At 70.0% G+C, this 18,865-nt stretch carries 19 protein-coding genes and 1 pseudogene; 11 read left to right on the top strand and 9 right to left on the bottom strand.

What is annotated here, in order from left to right; translation table 11 throughout:
- Positions 1-116: 116 nt before the first annotated feature.
- A pseudogene (locus tag ACFSKW_RS50445) lies at positions 117-335 on the top strand (transposase); the annotation flags it as partial.
- Between the two features lie 64 nt (positions 336-399).
- On the opposite strand, the gene ACFSKW_RS50440 reads toward ACFSKW_RS50445, so the two are convergent.
- Together ACFSKW_RS50440 and ACFSKW_RS50435 are read right to left on the bottom strand one after the other, a co-directional pair.
- Positions 400-1,647: an MFS transporter gene (locus ACFSKW_RS50440; RefSeq protein WP_379582226.1), complete on the bottom strand. Its 1,248-nt coding sequence runs from the start codon at positions 1,645-1,647 to the stop codon at positions 400-402.
- A gap of 10 nt (positions 1,648-1,657) precedes the next feature.
- Positions 1,658-2,521: a DMT family transporter gene (locus ACFSKW_RS50435; protein ID WP_379582224.1), complete on the bottom strand. Its 864-nt coding sequence runs from the start codon at positions 2,519-2,521 to the stop codon at positions 1,658-1,660.
- 107 nt (positions 2,522-2,628) lie between these two features.
- Between ACFSKW_RS50435 and ACFSKW_RS50430 the strand changes: the two genes are divergently transcribed.
- Entirely contained in the window at positions 2,629-3,519 is an 891-nt protein-coding gene (locus ACFSKW_RS50430; RefSeq protein ID WP_379582222.1) for a LysR family transcriptional regulator, read from the top strand.
- Between the two features lie 737 nt (positions 3,520-4,256).
- On the opposite strand, the gene ACFSKW_RS50425 is transcribed toward ACFSKW_RS50430, so the two are convergent.
- Positions 4,257-4,523: an RsbRD N-terminal domain-containing protein gene (locus ACFSKW_RS50425; protein WP_379582220.1), complete on the bottom strand. Its 267-nt coding sequence runs from the start codon at positions 4,521-4,523 to the stop codon at positions 4,257-4,259.
- A gap of 126 nt (positions 4,524-4,649) precedes the next feature.
- On the opposite strand from ACFSKW_RS50425, the gene ACFSKW_RS50420 reads away from it, so the two are divergent.
- From ACFSKW_RS50420 to ACFSKW_RS50410, 3 genes are all read left to right on the top strand, one after another.
- Positions 4,650-5,930: an MFS transporter gene (locus tag ACFSKW_RS50420; protein ID WP_379582218.1), complete on the top strand. Its 1,281-nt coding sequence runs from the start codon at positions 4,650-4,652 to the stop codon at positions 5,928-5,930.
- Positions 5,931-5,934: 4 nt separating this feature from the next.
- Positions 5,935-6,657, top strand: a complete 723-nt coding sequence (locus ACFSKW_RS50415; protein WP_379582216.1) for a TetR/AcrR family transcriptional regulator — start codon at positions 5,935-5,937, stop codon at positions 6,655-6,657.
- A 229-nt stretch (positions 6,658-6,886) separates the two neighbouring features.
- A complete protein-coding gene (locus tag ACFSKW_RS50410; protein ID WP_379582214.1) occupies positions 6,887-7,432 on the top strand; it encodes a hypothetical protein in 546 nt (181 codons plus the stop codon).
- A gap of 40 nt (positions 7,433-7,472) precedes the next feature.
- Here ACFSKW_RS50410 and ACFSKW_RS50405 read toward each other — a convergent pair whose 3' ends face one another.
- From ACFSKW_RS50405 to ACFSKW_RS50385, 5 genes are read right to left on the bottom strand one after another with little or no spacing between them, the layout of a single operon-like run.
- Positions 7,473-7,691 (bottom strand): hypothetical protein, encoded by a 219-nt coding sequence (locus ACFSKW_RS50405; protein WP_379582212.1) that lies wholly within the window; start codon positions 7,689-7,691, stop codon positions 7,473-7,475.
- Positions 7,692-7,744: 53 nt separating this feature from the next.
- Positions 7,745-8,404 carry a response regulator gene (locus ACFSKW_RS50400; protein WP_379582210.1) on the bottom strand — a complete coding sequence of 220 codons (660 nt, stop codon included), beginning with the start codon at positions 8,402-8,404 and terminating at the stop codon, positions 7,745-7,747.
- Entirely contained in the window at positions 8,401-10,392 is a 1,992-nt protein-coding gene (locus tag ACFSKW_RS50395) for a sensor histidine kinase (protein WP_379582208.1), read from the bottom strand. The genes ACFSKW_RS50400 and ACFSKW_RS50395 overlap by 4 nt, the downstream gene beginning before the upstream one ends.
- Entirely contained in the window at positions 10,389-11,015 is a 627-nt protein-coding gene (locus ACFSKW_RS50390) for a hypothetical protein (protein ID WP_379582206.1), read from the bottom strand. The genes ACFSKW_RS50395 and ACFSKW_RS50390 overlap by 4 nt, the downstream gene beginning before the upstream one ends.
- Positions 11,016-11,044: 29 nt before the next feature.
- On the bottom strand, positions 11,045-11,368 hold the full coding sequence (locus tag ACFSKW_RS50385; RefSeq protein WP_379582204.1) for a hypothetical protein: 324 nt from the start codon (positions 11,366-11,368) through the stop codon (positions 11,045-11,047).
- A gap of 129 nt (positions 11,369-11,497) precedes the next feature.
- Here ACFSKW_RS50385 and ACFSKW_RS50380 point away from each other — a divergent pair, with 129 nt between their 5' ends.
- The 6 genes from ACFSKW_RS50380 (at position 11,498) to ACFSKW_RS50355 (ending at position 15,707) form a co-directional block, all read left to right on the top strand.
- Positions 11,498-11,686: a hypothetical protein gene (locus ACFSKW_RS50380; RefSeq protein WP_379582202.1), complete on the top strand. Its 189-nt coding sequence runs from the start codon at positions 11,498-11,500 to the stop codon at positions 11,684-11,686.
- A gap of 115 nt (positions 11,687-11,801) precedes the next feature.
- Positions 11,802-12,134: a hypothetical protein gene (locus ACFSKW_RS50375; protein ID WP_379582200.1), complete on the top strand. Its 333-nt coding sequence runs from the start codon at positions 11,802-11,804 to the stop codon at positions 12,132-12,134.
- Positions 12,135-12,494: 360 nt separating this feature from the next.
- Entirely contained in the window at positions 12,495-12,641 is a 147-nt protein-coding gene (locus tag ACFSKW_RS50370) for a hypothetical protein (RefSeq protein WP_379582198.1), read from the top strand.
- Positions 12,642-12,901: 260 nt separating this feature from the next.
- Positions 12,902-13,540 carry a hypothetical protein gene (locus tag ACFSKW_RS50365; RefSeq protein WP_379582196.1) on the top strand — a complete coding sequence of 213 codons (639 nt, stop codon included), beginning with the start codon at positions 12,902-12,904 and terminating at the stop codon, positions 13,538-13,540.
- Between the two features lie 404 nt (positions 13,541-13,944).
- Entirely contained in the window at positions 13,945-14,901 is a 957-nt protein-coding gene (locus ACFSKW_RS50360; protein WP_379582194.1) for an ATP-binding cassette domain-containing protein, read from the top strand.
- Complete coding sequence (locus ACFSKW_RS50355) at positions 14,898-15,707, top strand: ABC transporter permease (protein ID WP_379582192.1); 810 nt, start codon at positions 14,898-14,900, stop codon at positions 15,705-15,707. The genes ACFSKW_RS50360 and ACFSKW_RS50355 overlap by 4 nt, the downstream gene beginning before the upstream one ends.
- A gap of 4 nt (positions 15,708-15,711) precedes the next feature.
- Here ACFSKW_RS50355 and ACFSKW_RS50350 read toward each other — a convergent pair whose 3' ends face one another.
- Entirely contained in the window at positions 15,712-18,756 is a 3,045-nt protein-coding gene (locus ACFSKW_RS50350) for an AfsR/SARP family transcriptional regulator (RefSeq protein WP_379582190.1), read from the bottom strand.
- Positions 18,757-18,865 lie beyond the last annotated feature (109 nt).

Genomic DNA, 18,865 nt, shown 5'->3' with positions numbered 1-18,865 from the left:
TCCTTCGTCGCGATCGCCGCAGCCCTCATCTGCTACCGCCGACTCACCAAATGAGACGTCGTCTAAGTGGAGGTGGATTACTAGATTCTTGTGCCACTCGATGAAAGGAGAGTGGCATGGGACGACGGGGCTACCCGCCGGAATTCCGGCGCAAGGTGCTGGATCTGCTCGAGGCGGGCCGCAAGGCTACTGACCTGGCCCACGATCTCGAGATCAGCACTCAGACGATCTACACATGGCGGCGGCAAGACCGCATCGACCGCGGCCTGGAGCCCGGCCTGACCAGCAGCGAGAAGGCCGAGTTAGCGGCCGCCAAACGGCGCATCGCCGAGCTGGAGACCGAGCTGCAGGCCACTCGCCGGGCGATCGAGCTGGTCCGCGATACTGGTGCCCAGCTCATCAATGCCGGACGGGTTCGGCACGGGGTAGGTCCCGGCGCGCGCGCACCGGCGACAGGAAGACCGGCAGGAAGGCCGTCGCGAGTACGGCACCGCCCACCCACAGGGCAGCGCGGGCTCCGGCCAGTTCACCGATCACCCCTGCCACGGCGGAGCCGACCGCGAGCGCGCCGGTCAGCACGAAACGGAAGGTCGCGTTCATGCGCCCGAGCAGGTCATCGGGCGTCATCCGCTGTCGCAGACTCACACCCAGCACGTTGTCCATGCCTGTCTTGAACATGGCCAGCAGCCAGCCGGCCCCGGCCAGCCACAGCCAGGGGCCGCGCCCGACGAGCGGGACCAGCAGCCCTGCGGGCGCCAGGCACAGCCCGGCCAGGCCGAGGGCTCGACCGTGCCCGAGCCACCCGGAGACCGAGCGGGCGCAGCGGGCGCCGAGCAGCAACCCGGCTCCGCCTGCGGCCCAGAACAGGCCAAGCACGCCTGCAGAGAGCCCGAGTTCCCGGGTGAACAGCACCGGGAGCATGGTGTTGGCGATCGAGGAGCCGAGGTTGGTGAGGGTCGCCGTGAGCGCGAGGGCACGCAGCTCCCGGTTTTTGAATACGTGGCGCAGCCCTTGTGCGATCTGCGTGGCCAGCCGTACCTGCGCTCCGGCGCTGGGCGGAGTGGGCGCGCTGCCGGGGATGGCCAGGAGGCGAACCGCCGAGGCCAGGTGGCCGACGGCGGTACCTGCCAGGGCCACAGGCGCGGTGAACAGTTGGACGAGCGCGCCGCCCGCGCCGCGTCCAGCCACGTTGCCGGCGGCAATGAGGCTCACGATCACGGCGTTCGCTTGGACGAGACCGTCCCGGCCGACCAGCCGTGGCAGCACGCTCTGGGAACCGACGTCGGAGAAGACCGTGGCGCAGCCGCTCAGCAGGACGACCACGTACAGCTGCTCGAGCGTGAGCGCGTCGAGCCACCATGCCAGCGGGATGGAAGCAGACAAGGCGGCCCGGGCGAGGTCCGCGATGATCAGTACCCACCGATGACGCATCTGGTCGACCCATGCACCGGCGGGCAGGCCAATGAGGAGGAATGCGATGGTGCTGAGCGTCGCCAGCATCCCGACCTGGCCGGGGCCGGCGTCCAGGGCGGAAACGGCGGCGAGCGGCACGGCGACGTAGCTGATGTTGACGCCCAGCTGACTCAGGGTGGTCGCGGTGAACAGCGTGCGGAAGCCAGGGTTCCGCCAGGCCGAATCGAGGTGCATCGGTTCCGTTTCAGGTGGTGGGTGCGGGGGCCCGCGTGGCCCGCCGTGTCATGCCGACGCCGACGAGGATGATGATCATGCCGGTCAGGACGCGGAAGCCGAGCGCCTCGCCCAGCAGGATCGCCCCGAGCACCACCGAGACGATCGGCAGCAGGTAACCGACCGTGGCCGCGCTGGTGGCGCCTTCGTCGGCGATCAGGCGGTAGCTGAGGTAGAAGGTGACTCCGGTGCTGAAGACGCCGAGGACGACGATGGCGAGCACGCCCAACGGCTGCAGCCCTGTTACCGCTCCCCCGACGGGCAGGGCCGCCGCGCTCAGCCCGGTGGCGGCGATGAGCTGGGCCGCGGACAGGGCGAGGGGTGCGGTGCCCTTTCCGGTGAGCCGCCGATCCATGTAGGCGAAGGCGATGGCATAGCTGCCCGCCGCCCCGAGCAGGGCCAGTGCGCCCCAGCTCAGCAGGCCGTGCTGCTGCCAGGGTGCGAAGATCAGCAATGTTCCGGTGAATCCGAGAAGGAGTCCGGCCAGCCGTACCGGGGACAGCCCGCGCTCGGTGCCGATGGCCAGGCCGATCAGCAGGGACCACAGCGGAGTTGTCGCGTTGAGCACGCCCGCCACTCCAGAATCCACGCTCTGCTCGCCGATGCTGAACAGGAAGAAGGGCAACGCATTGCAGAAGAAGGCGGCAACGGCCAGGCGAGCCCACGTCCCGCGGTCGCGCGGGAGACGTTGGCGGGCGGCCCAGGCCAGGCCGAGCAACACGAGTGCGCCGAGCGCGGAGCGAGTGACGGTGATCTGGACCGGGGTAAACCCGTTGTTCAGTGCCAGCTTGATCCACAGAAACGCCGAGCCCCACAGAAGTGCGAGTATCGCCATGCGCACCGGAAAGCCCCTTTATCTCGTCCGGATCCAGCACTCAGGCTGCCTGGCACCGACTCGATAGGACAAGTGAAAAGTTGTGTAGCTCCTTTAAGCTTTCCTACATGCTTGACGTGCGTCGCCTGCAGATCCTCCGGGCGGTGGTCACCAGCGGTTCGGTGACCGCCGCCGCCACCAACCTCGGCTACACGCCTTCCGCGATCAGCCAGCAGGTGGCCGTGCTGGAGAAGGAGGCCGGGATGACGCTGCTGGAACGCGTCGGCCGGGGCGTGCAGCCCACCGTGGCCGGAAGGCTGCTCACCGAACACGCGGCCATCATCAGCAGGCAACTGGCCGAAGCCGAGACGGCACTGGCCGACCTGCGCGCCGGACGTACCGGACGACTGACGATCCGCTACTTCGCCACCGCCGGCGCCACTCTGATGGCGCCGGCGCTCGCCCAACTCCGCACACAACACCCGGGGGTACGGATCGACCTGAGGATGACCGACCCCGATGATCCGCTCCCAGAAGTGGCGCAAGGCCGGGCCGACCTGGCCATCGCGGTCGCCCCCCACGGCCGCCACCACGACGGCGTTCGCCTCGTCCACCTGCTTGACGACCCGTACCGCGCTGCCCTGCCCAAGGGTCACCGGCTGGCCGCGAAACGTCTCCTCGACCTGACCGACCTGGCCGAGGAACCTTGGGTACGCAGCGAACGGCCCGGCCCCTGCCTCGACGCGGTCCTCGACGGCTGCGCCGCGGCGGGCTTCAGTCCCAACTTCGTGGTGGAAAGCGAGGACTACCCCACCGCGCAGGGGTTCGTCGCCGCCGGCCTCGGGCTGAGCCTTATCCCCGATATGGGGCTGGTCAACCGCCATCCAGCCGTCGTCATCCGCAAAGTACGCAATCCCGAGCCTGTCAGGGCGATCCACGCGGCCGTGCGAGAGACCTCACGGGGCCAACCCGCCCTCGACACACTGCTTACCGCACTCCAAGACGCGGCCAGACAGTGAGAGCCGCACCACGTCCCGCGCGAAGGCGCGAGCAAGTTCTGGTATCTGACCCAAGCCTTGGGCCGCACGCCTCAAACGGATCCGAAGCGGGTCGTCGCCGTGCTCTACAGCATCTGGATGTCCGCACTCTACTGACGGATACGTCAGGAGGAGCCCGGCTCCCTGCCAGGAGACTTGGCTGGCAGGTACTTCTGTCTCCCGCATGATCCCCGTGTCCACACTCCGGAGTGAACGCCCGAAGTCACTGCTGGAACGTTGGCCCTGGCCGAGGCGACTGCCGCCTGGCGCTCCCCCGTTCAGGACCTGGGCGCCCGCCACACCTGGAGATCGGCGTCGTCTTCGACCCCCTCGCCGACGCGGTCACGCGGACAGAATCGGACGCGCCGCAAGAACTCGCCGACGCCATGCACCGAACGTGGATCTCCTTCCCCAGGACCGGCGACCCCGGCTGGCCGTACTGAGACGAAACCCACCCCGTGATGCTCTTCGACACCCCTCCCGCGGGTGGTCAACGGCCTGCGGGAGGAAGAACTGCGAGCCTGGCGATGAACGGCCTACAGGACCTGCGCCAGCGGATTGCGCTGCACGTCCGACCAGGTGCGGCTGCCTGCTGGTGCGCCAGGGCGACGGCGGGCATCGCCGTACACAGGCAGCCGGGCAGCCCCCACCGGCCGCGGCCAGCTCGCCGGGCTCGGCCAGCGCCTGCCACCAGACCTCGGCGCCGATGAGGTAGGCGGTCACCGCCGCCTCCAGCGGCAGCCGCTCCTCGGCCCGCGCCCCGACCACTCGATGATGCGAGTGAGATCGGCCGGTCCCACCGCGTCGGGCCTGCGCAGCGTGCGCAGCAGGATCGCCAGGACGGCCGAGACCGAACGGGTCACCTCGCCCCTCAAGGTCTCGGGCGGCAGCTCCCGGTAGAACGGGATCTCGGCGGCGCACCGCGCGACCACCGCGGAGGTGAGCTCCCGCACCCTCGGTGCCATCCGGCCGTGCAGGTCGGACATCCCAGGATCGTCACATTGCCCAAACCGCAACGTCCTCGTCCCCCGCCGAAAAAGCCTCTTTCTACCGATCGATCGGTCGGCTACTCTCGGCCTACCGATCGATCGCTCGGAAGGGAACCCCCCGCCATGACCGTCGAAAGCCGGCCCAGACCCGCCCTCCTGCGGGTGACCATCGGCAGCTTCGTGGGCACCGTCATCGAGCAGTACGACTTCCTGCTCTACGGCTTCATGACCGCTCTGGTCTTCAACACACTCTTCTTCCCCAGCTCCGACCCGACCGTTGGCACCCTCGTCGCCTTCGCCGGCTTCGCCATCGGCTTCGTCGCCCGCCCCATCGGCGCGATCGTCGCCGGCCACTACGGCGACCGCATCGGCCGCAAGTCCATGCTCGTCATGACCCTCCTGGTCGCGGGCCTGGCCACCACCGCGATGGGCCTGCTCCCCACCTACGCCACGATCGGCATCTGGGCGCCGGTGCTCCTCGTCACCCTCCGGATAATCCAGGGCTTCTCCTATGGCGGCGAGGTCACCGGCGCGGTGCTCATGACCACCGAGTTCGCGCCCCGGCACCGCCGCGGCTACATCGGCAGCTTCGTCCCCACCGCCGGACCCGCCGGCCTGCTCCTGGCGACGATCGCGATCATGGCCGTCGCCGGCATGGACAAGGCCGACTTCCTCTCGTACGGCTGGCGCATCCCCTTCCTGGTCTCAGCCGTGCTCGTGCTCGTCGGCCTGGCCATCCGCGCCACCGCCCCGGAGAGCCCCGCCTTCACCGAGACCAGGACCCGCCACTCCGCACCCATCCTGGAGGTCTTCCGCCGCCACACCCGCACCGTCCTGCTCGGGGTGGGCACCGGCTTCGGCTTCTACGTCGTCTTCTACGTGCTGCTCGTCTTCGCCGGCTCCTACCTGACCACCCAGCTCAAGCTACCCGCGCAGGTGCCGCTGATCGCGGTCGCCATCGGCTCGATCATGGTGATCGTCCTCGGCCCCCTGTGCGGCCGCCTGTCCGACCGCTTCGGCCGCCGCCCGCTGATCGTCACCGGCTCCGCCCTGTCCGCCGGGTTCTCTTTCGCCTTCTTCACCCTGCTCGGCACGGGCAGCACCCCCCTGATCTACCTCGCCTACGCGCTGGCCTTCGGCTTCATGACCATCATGTACGCGCCGCTGATCACCTTCATCGCCGAGCAGTTCCCCACCGCCGTGCGCTTCAGCGGAGCCTCGGTCGCCGGCCAGATCGGCGCCGTCCTCGGCGGCGGCCTGGCCCCACTGATCGCCACCGCCCTGCTGCTCACCACCTCCGGCATCTGGGCGGTCGCCGCCTACGTCTGCGCCTCGCTGCTGGTCTCCCTCGCCTCCGCCCTGGCGCTCAAGGAGACCAACCAGAGCGACATCACGGCAGAATGAGGTCGTGACTAACGATCGATCGGCAGCACTCGCGAACCAGCGCCGGATCGCCGTTTCCGACGTCCGGCTCCCGGAGCACGTCCTGTTGGAGGGCACCTCCGGCCGGATCCTGCGCGAGGCGCTGCTGCTGTTCGCCGAGCGGGGCTTTTACGGCACCTCCATCCGCGACCTCGCGGAGGCCTGCGAGATCCGCTCGTCGACCCTCTACTCCCACTTCCCGGCCAAGGAGAACGTCCTGGCCGAGCTGGTCCGCATCGGTCACGAGGAGCACCACCGGCGGCTGGTCGAGGCGGCCTCGGAAGGCCCGGCCGACCCCGAGTCGCGCCTGCGCCGCGTGGTCCGCGCGCACGTCCTGGCCCACGCCGAGTTCCCCCTGCTTGCCGTCGTCGCCAACAACGAGCTACACGCCCTCTCCCCTGAGCTGGCCGGTCCCGCGGTCATGCTCCGTGCCGACGGCCGGCAGTTGCTGATCGACATCCTCAACGAGGGCATCACAGAGGGCGTCTTCGACGTGCCGGACGCCTTCCTCGCGGTCACGGCGATCAGCGGGATGGGGATGCGGGTGGCCAACTGGTATAGGCCTTCCTCCGCTGCGATGAGTTATTCGCGCAGCTCGGCCGCCCTCTCGGCGGCAGTCGCCTCGGCCAGGGCCAATCGTTCCAGCAGTTTGCGACCTGCGCGATCGATCGGCTTTCCCGTCTCCCCCACGACCCAACCTTCTCCTTAGGTCAGGTCTCCACGCTAGAAGGGAAGGGCCAGGTGGTGCCGAAGATGGACTTGGCCACCCGGCACTTTCCCTCTTACGGTGCCGCAGCGCTCGCAGGTGCTCGATCCGGCGTGCTTGTGTCCCGCCCTGGGAGTGGGTATACCTGTGGCTGGCGTGCGTCCTGCCCAACGGCCTGTCCCGGATGCCCGGCCAGCGGCCCGGGTTCACCCCGCACTTCGGGTGGGGTTCCATGGCGGCGCTCGACGGTGACAGCCTGGGCTACCTGACCATCCGCGAGGGCGACGACGCCGAGGGCCGCTTCTGGGAGATCGGCGTCATCGGCCACGGCCCGCGCGCTACGCCCCTTGCCGAGCAGGTCGTCGCCGCCATCCAGGAGTGGGATCGCGACTACGGCAACCAGGCCCCTGCCCCCGGCTTCCGGATGGCCACCGCCGACCACCGCGACCTGCGTCTCGCGTGCCCTGACCGTGCTACGAAGGTGACGCACATGTCCGGCGATCCGGTCACGCGCCCCGTCCACCCTCGCCTTGCTTCCTCATCCAGGTTCCAAGATTCTCGGAAGATCATGGAGAACCTAGCCGGGTCGCTGTCGTGGACGGAACGGCCGCCGCTGAGGTCCACCAGCCGGGTGCGGGGCAGCAGGCCGGGCGCGCGGCTGGTCTCGCCCGCCCGGAACGGGCCGAACCCAATCCCAACCCGACGACATCGCCGTCGGCTACGTCGAAGACCTCTGACCAGCTCGAACGCCTCGGGTGTAGTGGCGGCAGCAGCCTGATCGATGAGACGACGATGGTCGGTCTCCGCGGCGGCGCCGCCTATGGCCCCAACGTGTCCTTGAGTGCCTCCACAAGGCTCGCGACAAGGAAGCTGACGAGCAGGCCGGCAGCAATCGATGCCATCACCAGCGCGGTCTTCTTCCACCGCTGGTGGTCGTGGGTCGCCTCCGATCTGGCCATCAGGACATCTGACAGTTTCTTGGCCCCCAGAAAGACGAGGACGAATACTGCCACAGCCAGCCATGTACCCCAATCCATGCTCTCCCCCTTTTAGCGCCTCATCGAGGGCTATTTATGTCTCACCAGGCGCGTCAGTATTCGGATGCGGCCTCGCCGGTGCCGCCGAGGCCCGCCTCCCGGGCGCGGAGCGCAGCCTGGGTGCGGTCACCGACCCGCAGCTTGGCGAAGATGTTGGAGACGTGGTTGCGTACGGTCTTGTCGCTGACGAACAGCCGCCGCGCGATCTCGGTGTTCGACAGCCCTCGTGCCACCAGCTCAAGCACCTCTACCTCCCGGTCCGTCAGCTCCGGGAAGGGGCGCGGCGCGGCGGCGGCGTGGAAGTGCGCCAGCGCCCGCCCCGCGATCTGGCGTCCGAACACCACGTCGCCCGCCACCACGGCCCGGATCGCCCGCACGATCTGGTCCCGGTCCGCCCCCTTGACCAGGTAGCCGCGTGCGCCCGCCCGCATCGCGGCGAAGAGCGAATCGTCGTCGTCATACATGGTCAGCACCAGTACCGCCACGTCGGGCGCGGCCGCGGTCAACTCGCGGGTGGCCTGCACGCCGTGCAGGCCGGGCATGTGCAGGTCCATGAGGACGACCTCGGCGCTGGTCTCGATCGCGTCGGATACCACGGTGCGGCCGTCGGCGCTCTCGCCGACGATGGCGATGTCGTCGAGGTCGGCCAGCCCGGCACGCAGGCCGTACCGGAACATGGGGTGGTCGTCGGCGATCAGCACACGGATCGTCATGGAAGCCTCGCGGGGGAACATGCGGGCCCCGCTGCGGGACTCGTCAGGGGCAGGGCCGCCGAGACCAGGGTGCCGCCGCCGGGCGCATCGCTGATCAAGCACTCGCCGCCGAGCTCGGCGGCCCGCTCGCGCATGGATGCCAGGCCGAGGCCACGGGCCACCACCAGGTCGGGCGGGATGCCGGTGCCGTCGTCGCGCACGGACAGGTGCAGCGCCGCGCCAGTAGCGCTGACATGCACTGTGCAGCGGGTGGCCCTGGCGTGGCGGGTGGCATTGGTCAGTGCTTCCAGCGCGATCCGGCAGGCGGCCACCTCGACGTCCGGCGGCAGCGGCGGCAGCTCACCGATCTCCAGTACCGCCTGCAGCAGCCCGCGCGCCGAGATCATCTCGCAGTGCCGCCGCAGCGCCTCGACCAGGCCGCACTGTTCCAGAAGGGTCGGCCGCAGGTCGGACACGAGTCGCTTGACGTTCTCCAGCCCGTCCTTCACCTCGCGCTCCAGCCGGGTCAGCAGCTCGGCCGCCTGCTCGGAGGAGGCCGAACGGCGGGCGGCATCCAGCCCGAGCGCCACGCCGGCCAGCGCCGGGCCGAGCCCGTCGTGCAGGTCACGGCTGATGCGGTGGCGCTCCTCCTCGCGGGCGATGAGCAGGTTGTCGCGCGAGCGGCGCAGCTCGTGGGTGAGCCGCACGGCGTGCGCGGCGGTGCCGGCGCGCTGGGCGAAGTCGAGCAGGAGCCGCTCGTCGCCGGGATCGACGACCGGCTGGCCGAGGGCGAGCACGCCCACGTCCTCGCCCGCGTGCCGCAGCGGCACGTCCACGGCCGCGGCTCCCGCAGTGCCGAAGGCGGCCGCGGGCGCGGACTCGCCGACCAGGCGGACGGCGACGTACGGCTGGCGCAGCGCGCCCGCGACGGTGCGGACGATGATGGGCAGCACCTCCTCGGGCGCGAGGGCGGCCGACAGCCGCTGGCCCAGATCCGTGAGCGCCTGGTACGGATCGCGCCGCGCCCCGTACAGCAGCCGGTCCACGACCTGCTGCACGGCGGTGCGGGCGGGCGACAGTCCCAGCGTGATCACCACGGCCGCGAGCACAGCGCCCACGCCGGGCCCGCCGAGCGCCGCCGAGGCCAGCCCGACCCCCAGCCCGAACACCCCCGCCACCAGCAACGTCAGCGCCGTGTAAACGAGCGTGCGGTTGAGCAGCCGGTCCCCGTCGAACAGCCGGTGCCGCACCATGGCCACCCCCAGCCCGATAGGGAAGAAGACCGCCGACAGCAGGTTGGGCAGCGTGCCGCCGGGCAGCAGCGCCGCAACGATCGCCAAGACCACCGACGGGCAGAACCAGGCGAGCCGGCGCCGCTGCACGCCCGTGGCCCGTAACGTCCGCACCACCAGCAGCACCCCGCCGGCCAGCCCGCAGACGACCGTGGCGTAGAAGAACGCCAGGGTGACGCCCTCGCCGATCTGCTCCCAGCCGCCGCCGGGGGCGAGCGGGTTGACCGCGCGTGGCCCTATGCCGGCCATCGGCCCTTGCAGCGTGGACGCCGTCAGTGTCGCGATCGCGCAGCACAAGCCCGATGCCCACGCCAGGGGGCGCCACGCCGGACGCCCGTCGGGATACAGCACGGTCACCAGCCCGGCGAACATCAAAAACCCTGGCATCCACGCGTACGCCCCCACCCACGCAGCCACCCCGTCGAGCGGCGAGCCAGGCTCGGCCACGTGATAGGACCAGCCGATCGATGCCAGCGCCTCCGACTGGCCACAGCCGACGAACACCCAGCCCAGGGCGTTGCCCGGCGTCCGCCGCACGACGAACGCGCCGACAGCCCCAGTGGACAGCCCGGCCAGCATCGCGGTCAGGCCGTTGCCGTCGACCAGCTCCGCCAGCGGCAGCCCGCTGCGCCAGAACAGCAGCCCGGACAAGGCCGTCTCCACCGCCACCGCCACGGCGAGCCAGGTGGCGATCGCCCGGGAGACGGCCCCGCTCATGTCGTGACCGGGCGGCGCAGCACCGACGCCGCCATCCAGGACAGCACCGCGCCGGTGCCCAGCACATATGGCAACGGCGGCCCCAGGAACTCGGCGGCCTGAAGCACCACCAGCAGGGCGCAGGCCACCCGCGGCACGGCCCGCGACCGCCACAGCGCGATCATCATGAGCAGCAGCCCGAGAGACGCGCCGCCCATGAACAGGACCTCGAACACAACCATCGGCAGCCCCGATCCCGAACCGAGCACGTCGGAATAGGCCAAGGGGTCGATTCTATCGCTCTGCGCGATCAGGTACCCGGCCAGCTCGACGCCCTCCACGATGCCCTGCCCGGCCGCCGCGCCCGTGAGCAGCGCCGCCCCGCTCCACGCCAGCCGCGGCGCGCCCGGGCGGGCCAGCAGCAGCCACACCAGCATGGTCCCGATCAGGAACGGGATGGACAGGATGTCGAAGGTGAGGGCCAGCCCCGCGCGAGTGGGATGGGCGGCGGCCCAGTGCGGCGACTCGGGCTGGCTCCACGCTGGGCCGATGATCGCCGCTGCGGCCCAGCACAGGCCGGTTCCCAGCAGGACCGCCGCCGCGCCGGCCCGCCCCGCACCCGTCCAGCCAATGGCTGTGCTCATGGGGTGACCTCGCATCGGTCGAACGCTCATCAGTCGAACTCGGTGAGCTTGCCGTCCACGATGCGGCACTGCCACTCGCCGCTGTAGACCTGACCGGTGAACAGGCCGCTGCCACCGACTTCGGTGATGTCGGCCAGGGTGGTGCCGTTGATGATGAGCCGAAGCTGCGCCCGCCAGGCCCAGGCGCCGTCGTTGGTGACCACGAGCCGGAAGTTGTAGTCGCCGTCGGGCAGATCGCGCTGGAAGCGCCGGGTCTCGCCGAGCGTCGTGCTGACGACCTGGCGCCCGTTGATGTACAGGTGGGCGTTGTCGTCGCAGGGGCCGAGGTCGACGAGCAGTTCCGCTGCCGCCATGATTGTCTCCTCTGGAACGGTTTCCGGTTGGACAGCCAGAGGTTCGGCCCGGAGGCGTCCTGGGCGCATGGTGCACGCGTCCCGATCATGCCGGGAACAGGTGCCTGGCATGCGTCCGAGAGGAAGCGCTTGGGCCGCGACGCCGCCGTGTTCACCGCCCACGTCCTGGTCGAGATGCGCGAGGAGATGCAGCGGGACATGCGCGCGCTCAACGACACGATGGACGGTGACGGTCTGCCCTGGCTGGGGATCGCATCCCACGGCCGCCATGGCGCGGACAAGCCTCCATGCACCGGGACCGTCTCTGCGTCGGGTTAGTAGCTCAGGCTGGAGCTTCCCGGCAGGGCGATCAGCGGCCCGTCGGGGCTGACCCTGTACCGGGTGATCGCCGTCAAGCGCGGCGGCGGGCAGGTTCGTCGCGGTCGACGGCGGGATGAGCGACAACCCACGGCCCTCTCTGTACGGCGCCCGCTACACCGTCAGGATGATCGGCCGGCGCTCGCGCGAGGCCATGCGGGCGGCCACCGTGGTCGGCCATCACTATGAGTCGGGCGATGTCATCGCGGTCGACGTGCCGCTTCCCGCAGACGTCCGCGCTGGAGACCTGCTCGCCGTGGCCGCGACCGGCGCCTACAACCACTCGATGGCCTCCACCTACAACCTCATGGGCCGCCCGCCCGTCGTCGTGGTGGCAGATGGCAGGGCCCGCCTCGTGGTCCGCAGGGAGGAGTCCGACGACCTTCTCCGGCGCGAAGTGGGACTGTGATGCACTCCGGTGGCCCGCCTTTCCTGCCCACCCGGATCGCAAGGAGCATGATGACACCCCCGAAACTACGACCTGAAGCCTTCGGGCTCCTCGTGCTGATCGTCGTGGTCGCCGCCGTCACCCTGGCGTACGAACTGCTTTCCTGACCGCACCCTCGCTCGCCATGACTCAGCGTCCAGGCTCAGCGAGTGGCGGAGTTAGCGAACACCGGACGCGCTCCAACACCACGAAGTCCTCCAGTCAGAAACGCGTAGCAACGGCGTAAATATTCGTAATAATTCCTGTTCCTATCGACCTGAAGTCGAACAGGATCTTCTTCATCACACGGGGATTCTGTGTACGACGAAGGCACCGAGGAATATGACCTACCACGAGGTCGAGCAGGCTCTCGCCCAGGTTGAACGCGACGAGAAGGATATCGCAGCCAACCTGCTCAACGTCGACAGGCACATGGGCTATCGACTTCTCGACGGGGGCGAGCTGACAGGTCTCACCGCGGAGCGCTAGGCGGCCGTGCAGCCCGTGATCGCCTCGCTGTGGTCCTTGTGGGAGCTTTTCCGTCGTACGGCGGAGCAAGCCAGGCGATTACGGGAACAGGGCGCCATGGATGCGCTAGTCGACCTGCTGAACAGTCGTTCGATCGAGCTCTTCGGCCCCGAAGTGCCCATCCAGAACCACAGCCTGGCAGGGCCGGCAAGGGCCGTCGAACGGGTGACGCTCACCGAGCTGGTCACCAGGATGACCACGGCATACCACAGCGTCGCCAGTTGGTGGCCGACGCCGACGCCGCCTGGTCGGCGCTGCTGCCGCGCGTCTCACACATGGAGGAGTCGGCTCGTCGGATCGGCGTCAACGCGGCCTCGCTGGGTCAGCCCCTGGACGGGCTCGAACGTGACGTGGCGACGGCCCCCAGAGCATGCAGGACGGATCCGCTGAGCGCACAGAGTGATACGGCAACACTCGACCGACTGGAGGAGTCGCTGACCAGGATCGGTCTCGAGCTCGACGAGGCGCTCGCTATCAAGGAGGCTGCCGGGGAACGGCTCCTGATCACGGCCCTCGTCGATGAGGTGGAGAGCGCGCAGTCCATCGCGCTCGAGACAAGGGCAAGGCTGGTCAGCCGTATCGCGGGACCGGCTCCCCAGGTCGCCGACCGGGTCGCCGACCTGCGACATCGGCTCGCCGCTCTTCGCGACCTAGCCGCCCAGGGCAGGTGGGCCGCAACTGGGCGGAAAGCCATCGGGCGGGAACGCGACGCCCGCGGGACCCTGCAGAAGCTGAGGGAGACCAGTAGCATCCGCCGGTCGCCCTGGGGCGAGTGCACCGAGGCCACCGTGGCACTCGAGGGCAAGCCGATGAGCGTCGCCGCGCCCGCGAACGAAGGTATCAATGCCGATCAACATTGATACCTTCGTACAGCCGCGCGGTCCTCCTCGACCTGCAACGTCGCGATCGCCCCCCATCGTGGGTGAAGAGAACGAAATGTCGCGCGTCACGTAGCCAGGTTTCCACGGCCGTCAAAGCTTTCAACCCTGGCGGGCATCAGCGTCGAGGAGTTTCGTCGCCTCCCACGGGCACGACATCAGCCCCTCTCCGACAGCGACCTGCCGAACTTCGTGACGATCACCTCGGCGAGGTCCACCGAAGAAGATGCGTCGTACGTCTGGTGCACATCCATACGGTGCGCAGCACCGCTGACAGCGGCCCAACCCCGCCAACAGCGGGTATCAGAGCGGCGTCCGCCTGCTGTCAGCGCCCGTCGGCATCGTTGTCGCCATCGAGAACGGCGAGGTTCTGAAGAGGAGACACGATGTCGTACGCGATCCGGGCCGAGGGCTTGGTCAAGCGCTACGGGGACATGGTCGCGCTCAACGGCGTCGACCTGGAGGTCCCGGTCGGGAGAGTGGTCGGCGTGCTCGGCCCGAACGGGGCCGGCAAGACCACCACCGTACGGATTCTGGCGACGCTGATGCGGCCCGACGGCGGCCACGCCACGGTCGGCGGCTACGACGTGGTGAAGGATCCGGTGCGGGTGCGCTCGCTGATCGGGCTGACCGGGCAGTACGCCTCAGTGGACGAGAGCCTGTCGGGCTCCGAGAATCTGGTGTTGCTGGGCCGCCTGCTCAACCTGTCCACGCGACAGGCCAAGGCACGTGCCGCCGAACTGCTGGAGCGCTTCGAGCTCACCGACGCCGCCGCCCGGCCGATCGCCACCTTCTCCGGCGGCATGCGCCGCCGGCTCGACCTGGCGGCGAGCCTGGTCGGCCGGCCGCAGGTGCTCTACCTCGACGAACCGACCACCGGTCTCGACCCCCACACGAGGAACGAGGTCTGGGACGTGGTCAGAGGCCTGGTGGCCGACGGCTCCACGGTCCTGCTCACCACGCAGTATCTGGAGGAGGCCGACCAGCTGGCCGACCGGATCACCGTGATCGACCAGGGTCGGGTCGTGGCCGAGGGACGGCCGGGCGAACTGAAGCGGCGCGTCGGCGGCCAGATCCTCCACGTGCGCCCCACCCTGCCCGGCGACCTGGACGCGGTGAGCCGGATCCTGACCGAGCTGACCGGCCACACCCCGGACCGCGATGAGAACACCGGCCTGCTGACCGTGCCGGCCGTCGATTCGATGCTGGTCTCCGCGCTGGTCAGAAGGCTGGACGCGGCCGGCATCACGGCTGACGAGGTAGGCCTGCGCCTGCCCAGCCTGGACGAGGTATTCCTGGCGCTGACCAGGCAGAACATCGTTGCTGAGAGGAACGTGGCATGAGCGCCTACACCGTCACCCCCCAGGCCCCGCTGCGCGTGGGCCCGCTCCAGGCCGCCAGGCACGGGCTCGCCCTGGCCGGCCGAGGCATCACCAAGATCCGTAAGACCCCGGTGCAGCTCGTCGACGTGATCCTGACGCCGGTGGTGTTCCTGCTGATGTTCGTCTACCTCTTCGGCGGTGCCATCGGCGGCGGCAACGTCGACGCCTACCTGCAGACGATCGTGCCGGGCATCATGGTGATGACCGTCTTCCAGGCCAGCATCGGCATCGGCGTCTCCCTGAACACCGACGCCGGCACGGGCGTCTTCGACCGCTTCCGCAGCATGCCGATCGCGCGCTCGGCGCCGCTCGTCGGCGCGGTGCTCGCCGACCTCGTCCGATACCTCGTCTCCCTTGCCGTGCTGCTGGCACTCGCGACCGTCATGGGCTACCGGGTGGAGACCACCCCGCTCGCCCTGCTGGTCGCGGTCCCCCTGCTGGTCGCCTTCGGGCTGAGCTTCAGCTGGATCTCGGTCTTCCTCGGCATGCTGGTGAAGACGCCCGGGTCGGTGCAGGGCATCATGACGATCCTGGTGCTGCCGCTCACCTTCGCCAGCAACGTCTTCGTCCCCTCTCAGACCATGCCGGGCTGGCTGCAGGCCTGGTCCGAGGTCAACCCGGTCAGCCTGATGTCGGAGACGCTGCGGGGGCTGATGAACGGCGGGGCCGTCGCCGGCCCGCTGCTCGGCAGCCTGCTCTGGATGGCCGGAGTGGTCGCGGTGTTCTTCCCGCTGGCCATGCGCGCCTACCGCAAGAACGCGGGCTGAATTCTCACGACGCGACCGGCTGGCCGGCATGTTCGGCCAGCCGGTTCAGCGCGTCCTGGCGCGGCATGGTGGCGCCCTGGTCGAAGGCCGCGCGGTAGCCGTCCTCGCCGAGCTCCTCGACGAGCCGGTCGATCAGCGTGTCCAGCTCCGGATCGCCGTGGTAGAGCCCGCCGCGGATCACCTGGGCCATGCCCAGCGTGGTCGCCGCGCCTTCGGGGTCTCCCTCCAGCGAGAGCAGTCCGCTCAGCAGCTCGGTGCCCCAGGCCATGCCGTTGGCGTTGCCGTAGGCCGTCAGGCCGCGAATCGCTCGGGGCAGCAGGTCACGTGCCTGCCGCGCCTGTCCCGCAGCCACCTTGACCGCCATCCGCTCGGAGGCGATCAGGTTCCTGCCCACTTCTTCGGGGTACGGCAGGCGGTGCACGAGTGCTTCCTTCTGGTCGAGCAGCTGGTCCGCCTGCTCGTAGTCACGCGTGCGGCGATACACGCCGGCCAGATAGGCCAGCAGTTCGACCTCTATCCGCCGGTGGCCCCGCATTCTGGCCTGGTGTCGTGCTGCGTGGAGGTCGCGCAGGGCGCCGTCGAGGTCGCCGCTGCGCATGCGCAGGGTCGAGATGGCGGCCCAGGAGTAGAACAGGTGCTCCTCCGTGCCGAGCTCGGTGGCGACGGCGAGGGCCCGCTCGTACCAGGTGACGGCCTGGTCGAACTCGGCCCGAAGGCTGTACTCGCGGCCCATGTTGAGATAGCACATCACCAGGCCCCAGCGATCACCCACCTCCTCGAAACCGCGCAGCGCCTCCCGCCGGGAATCGGCGCCGGTGAACGGATCCCCCTGCTCGGTCAGGAGGAAGTCGCGCGCCCAGTGCGCGCTGGCCCGCACCCAGGGGTCGGGATGGTTCAGCGCCCGCTGGAGGTCTTCCTCGCTCGCCATCTGGGAGATCCGCAGCAGCGGCAGCGCCGGATGGAAGCCCAGCGCCGCCGCCGTGTCGACGTCGGATTTGGGCAGCTCGTCGGCGGGGCGGGCCGACGCGAGTCTGATCACCTGGAATGCGGCGCGGGCCTCGTCGGGCAGCGTGTCGAGCGCGAGCACCTCGTCGAGGAAGGTGTTGAACTGGGTGGCCATCCCCCGGATGCCCCAATACCAGAACATCGCCCGCACGAACCGCGCGGCCGTGGGCGCGTCCCCGGCCTCCAGCACGCCGCGCAGCGCGAACACCAGGTTGTCGTGCTCGGTGTCGAAGACCACGATCGCCTCCAGCTGCTCGCGGGTGCGCAGCAGCGGCTCGTGCTCCTCGGCCAAAGCGAGGAAGTACCCGGCGAACCCTGCGGAGACGTCCTCGCCGGATTCGGCCAGCCGGGCGGCGGCGTAGGCACGGACGGTCTCCAGCATCCGGTACCGCTCGCCGTCCTGCTGCACGAGCGACTTCTCCACCAGCGAGCCGATCACGTAGACCACGTCGTCGGCGGAGAGGGAGTCGTCGACGCAGATCCGCTCCAGCGCGGCCAGGGAGGCGCCGCCGGGGAAGGCCGCCAGCCGACGGGCCAGCGCCCGCTCCTGCTGGTCCAGCAGGTCCCAGCTCCACTCCACCACCGCCAGCAGCGTCCGCTGGCGCGGCAGCGCGGCCCGGCTGCCCGAGGTGAGCAGCCGGAAGCGGTCGTCGAGGCGGCGGGCGATCTGGTCCACGCCCATGGAGCGCATCCTGGCCGCTGCCAGCTCGAGCGCCAGCGGCATGCCGTCCAACCGCCAGCAGATCTCCACCACGGAGCCGACCGTTTCCCCGTCGAGTGTGAAGCCGGGGCGCACGCTGGCGGCCCGGTCGACGAACAGGCGCACCGCGGCAGACTCGCCCGCCTCGGCCGGCTCGGGCTCCCCCGACGGCAGCTCCAGCGGGCCGAGGTGGCACAGCGCCTCCCCGGTGATGGCCAGCGGCTCGCGGGTGGTGGTCAGAATCCTCAGCTGCGGCAGCCGGTCGAGCAATTGCGCGGCCAGGTCGGCGGCGGCCTCCACCAGGTGCTCGCAGTTGTCCAGGACCAGCAGGGCGTCGCCGACGTTCAGCAGCTCGGCCATCCGGTCCACCGGAGTGTCCTGCCGCATCATGCCGCTGTCGTACAGACCGTTCATGGTGCCCAGCACCGCGTCGGCCAGCTGCTCCTCCGCGCTCACGCCGGCCAGCGGCACGAACCACACCCTGCCCCGGCCATGCGCGTGGTCGCGGGCCGCGGCCTCCAGTGACAGCCGGGTCTTGCCCGCGCCACCTGGCCCGACGATCGTGACCAGCCTGGAGGCGGCCATCAGCTCGGCCAATCTGGCTAGCTCGCGGTCGCGGCCGACGAAGCTGGTCAGCGGCGCGGGCAGCCTTGACGGCGCAGCCTGCTCGGCGTGGGCGACCGGCCGGTTCAGCTCGCCGCGGAGCAGCGCGAGGTGCGTCTCCTTGAGTTCCGGTGACGGGTCGACGCCGAGCTCGTCAGCCAGCCTGGCGCGGATCTCCTCATATGCCGCCAGCGCGTCGGACTGGCGGCCGGCCGCCGACAGCGCGCGCATCAGCAGCTCGGCCAGGCGCTCGCTCAGCGGGTGTTCAGTGGCGGCCGTCGTGATGTCGGCCAGCACGTCGGCGTGGCGGCCGAGCCGTACCTCGGCGTCGAAACGGTCCTCTGCGGCGGCGGCGCGCACTCCGTCCAGGCGGGTGGCCAGGTTGCGGGCGAACGGCGCCTCCAGCACGTCGGCCAGCGCCGCGCCCCGCCACAACCCCAGCGCGGCGCCCAGCAGCGGGGCCGCCTCCTTGGCGCGGCCCGCGACCAGCTCGCGCCGGCCCCGTGCGGCCAACTCCTCGAAACAGTGCGCATCAACGTCTTGTGCGCGCACCGGCAGCCGGTAGCCGCCGGCAACCAGCTCGACGGCCGCCGCCGCGCCCAGCGCCTTGCGCAGGCGCGAGACCAGGCCCTGCAGCGCGCTGGCCGCGCCCACCGGCGCCTCCTCGCCCCACAGGTCCTCGATCAGCCCGTCGGCCGAGACCGGGCGGCCCGCCTCCAGCGCGAGCCTGGCCAACAGCATGCGCAGCCGGGCACCGCCGACCTCGATCGGCGCGCCCTCATCAGTAAAGGCATGAACAGGACCAAGTATGACAATTCGCACTCGGGTAGCCTCCCATCAACAATTCAGT

It is taken from the genome of Nonomuraea mangrovi (assembly GCF_042681425.1).
In the GTDB taxonomy this organism is placed as follows: Bacteria; Actinomycetota; Actinomycetes; order Streptosporangiales; family Streptosporangiaceae; genus Nonomuraea; species Nonomuraea mangrovi.
Note: the sequence above shows the minus strand (reverse complement) of the source record. Positions and strands in the feature narration are given on the sequence as shown.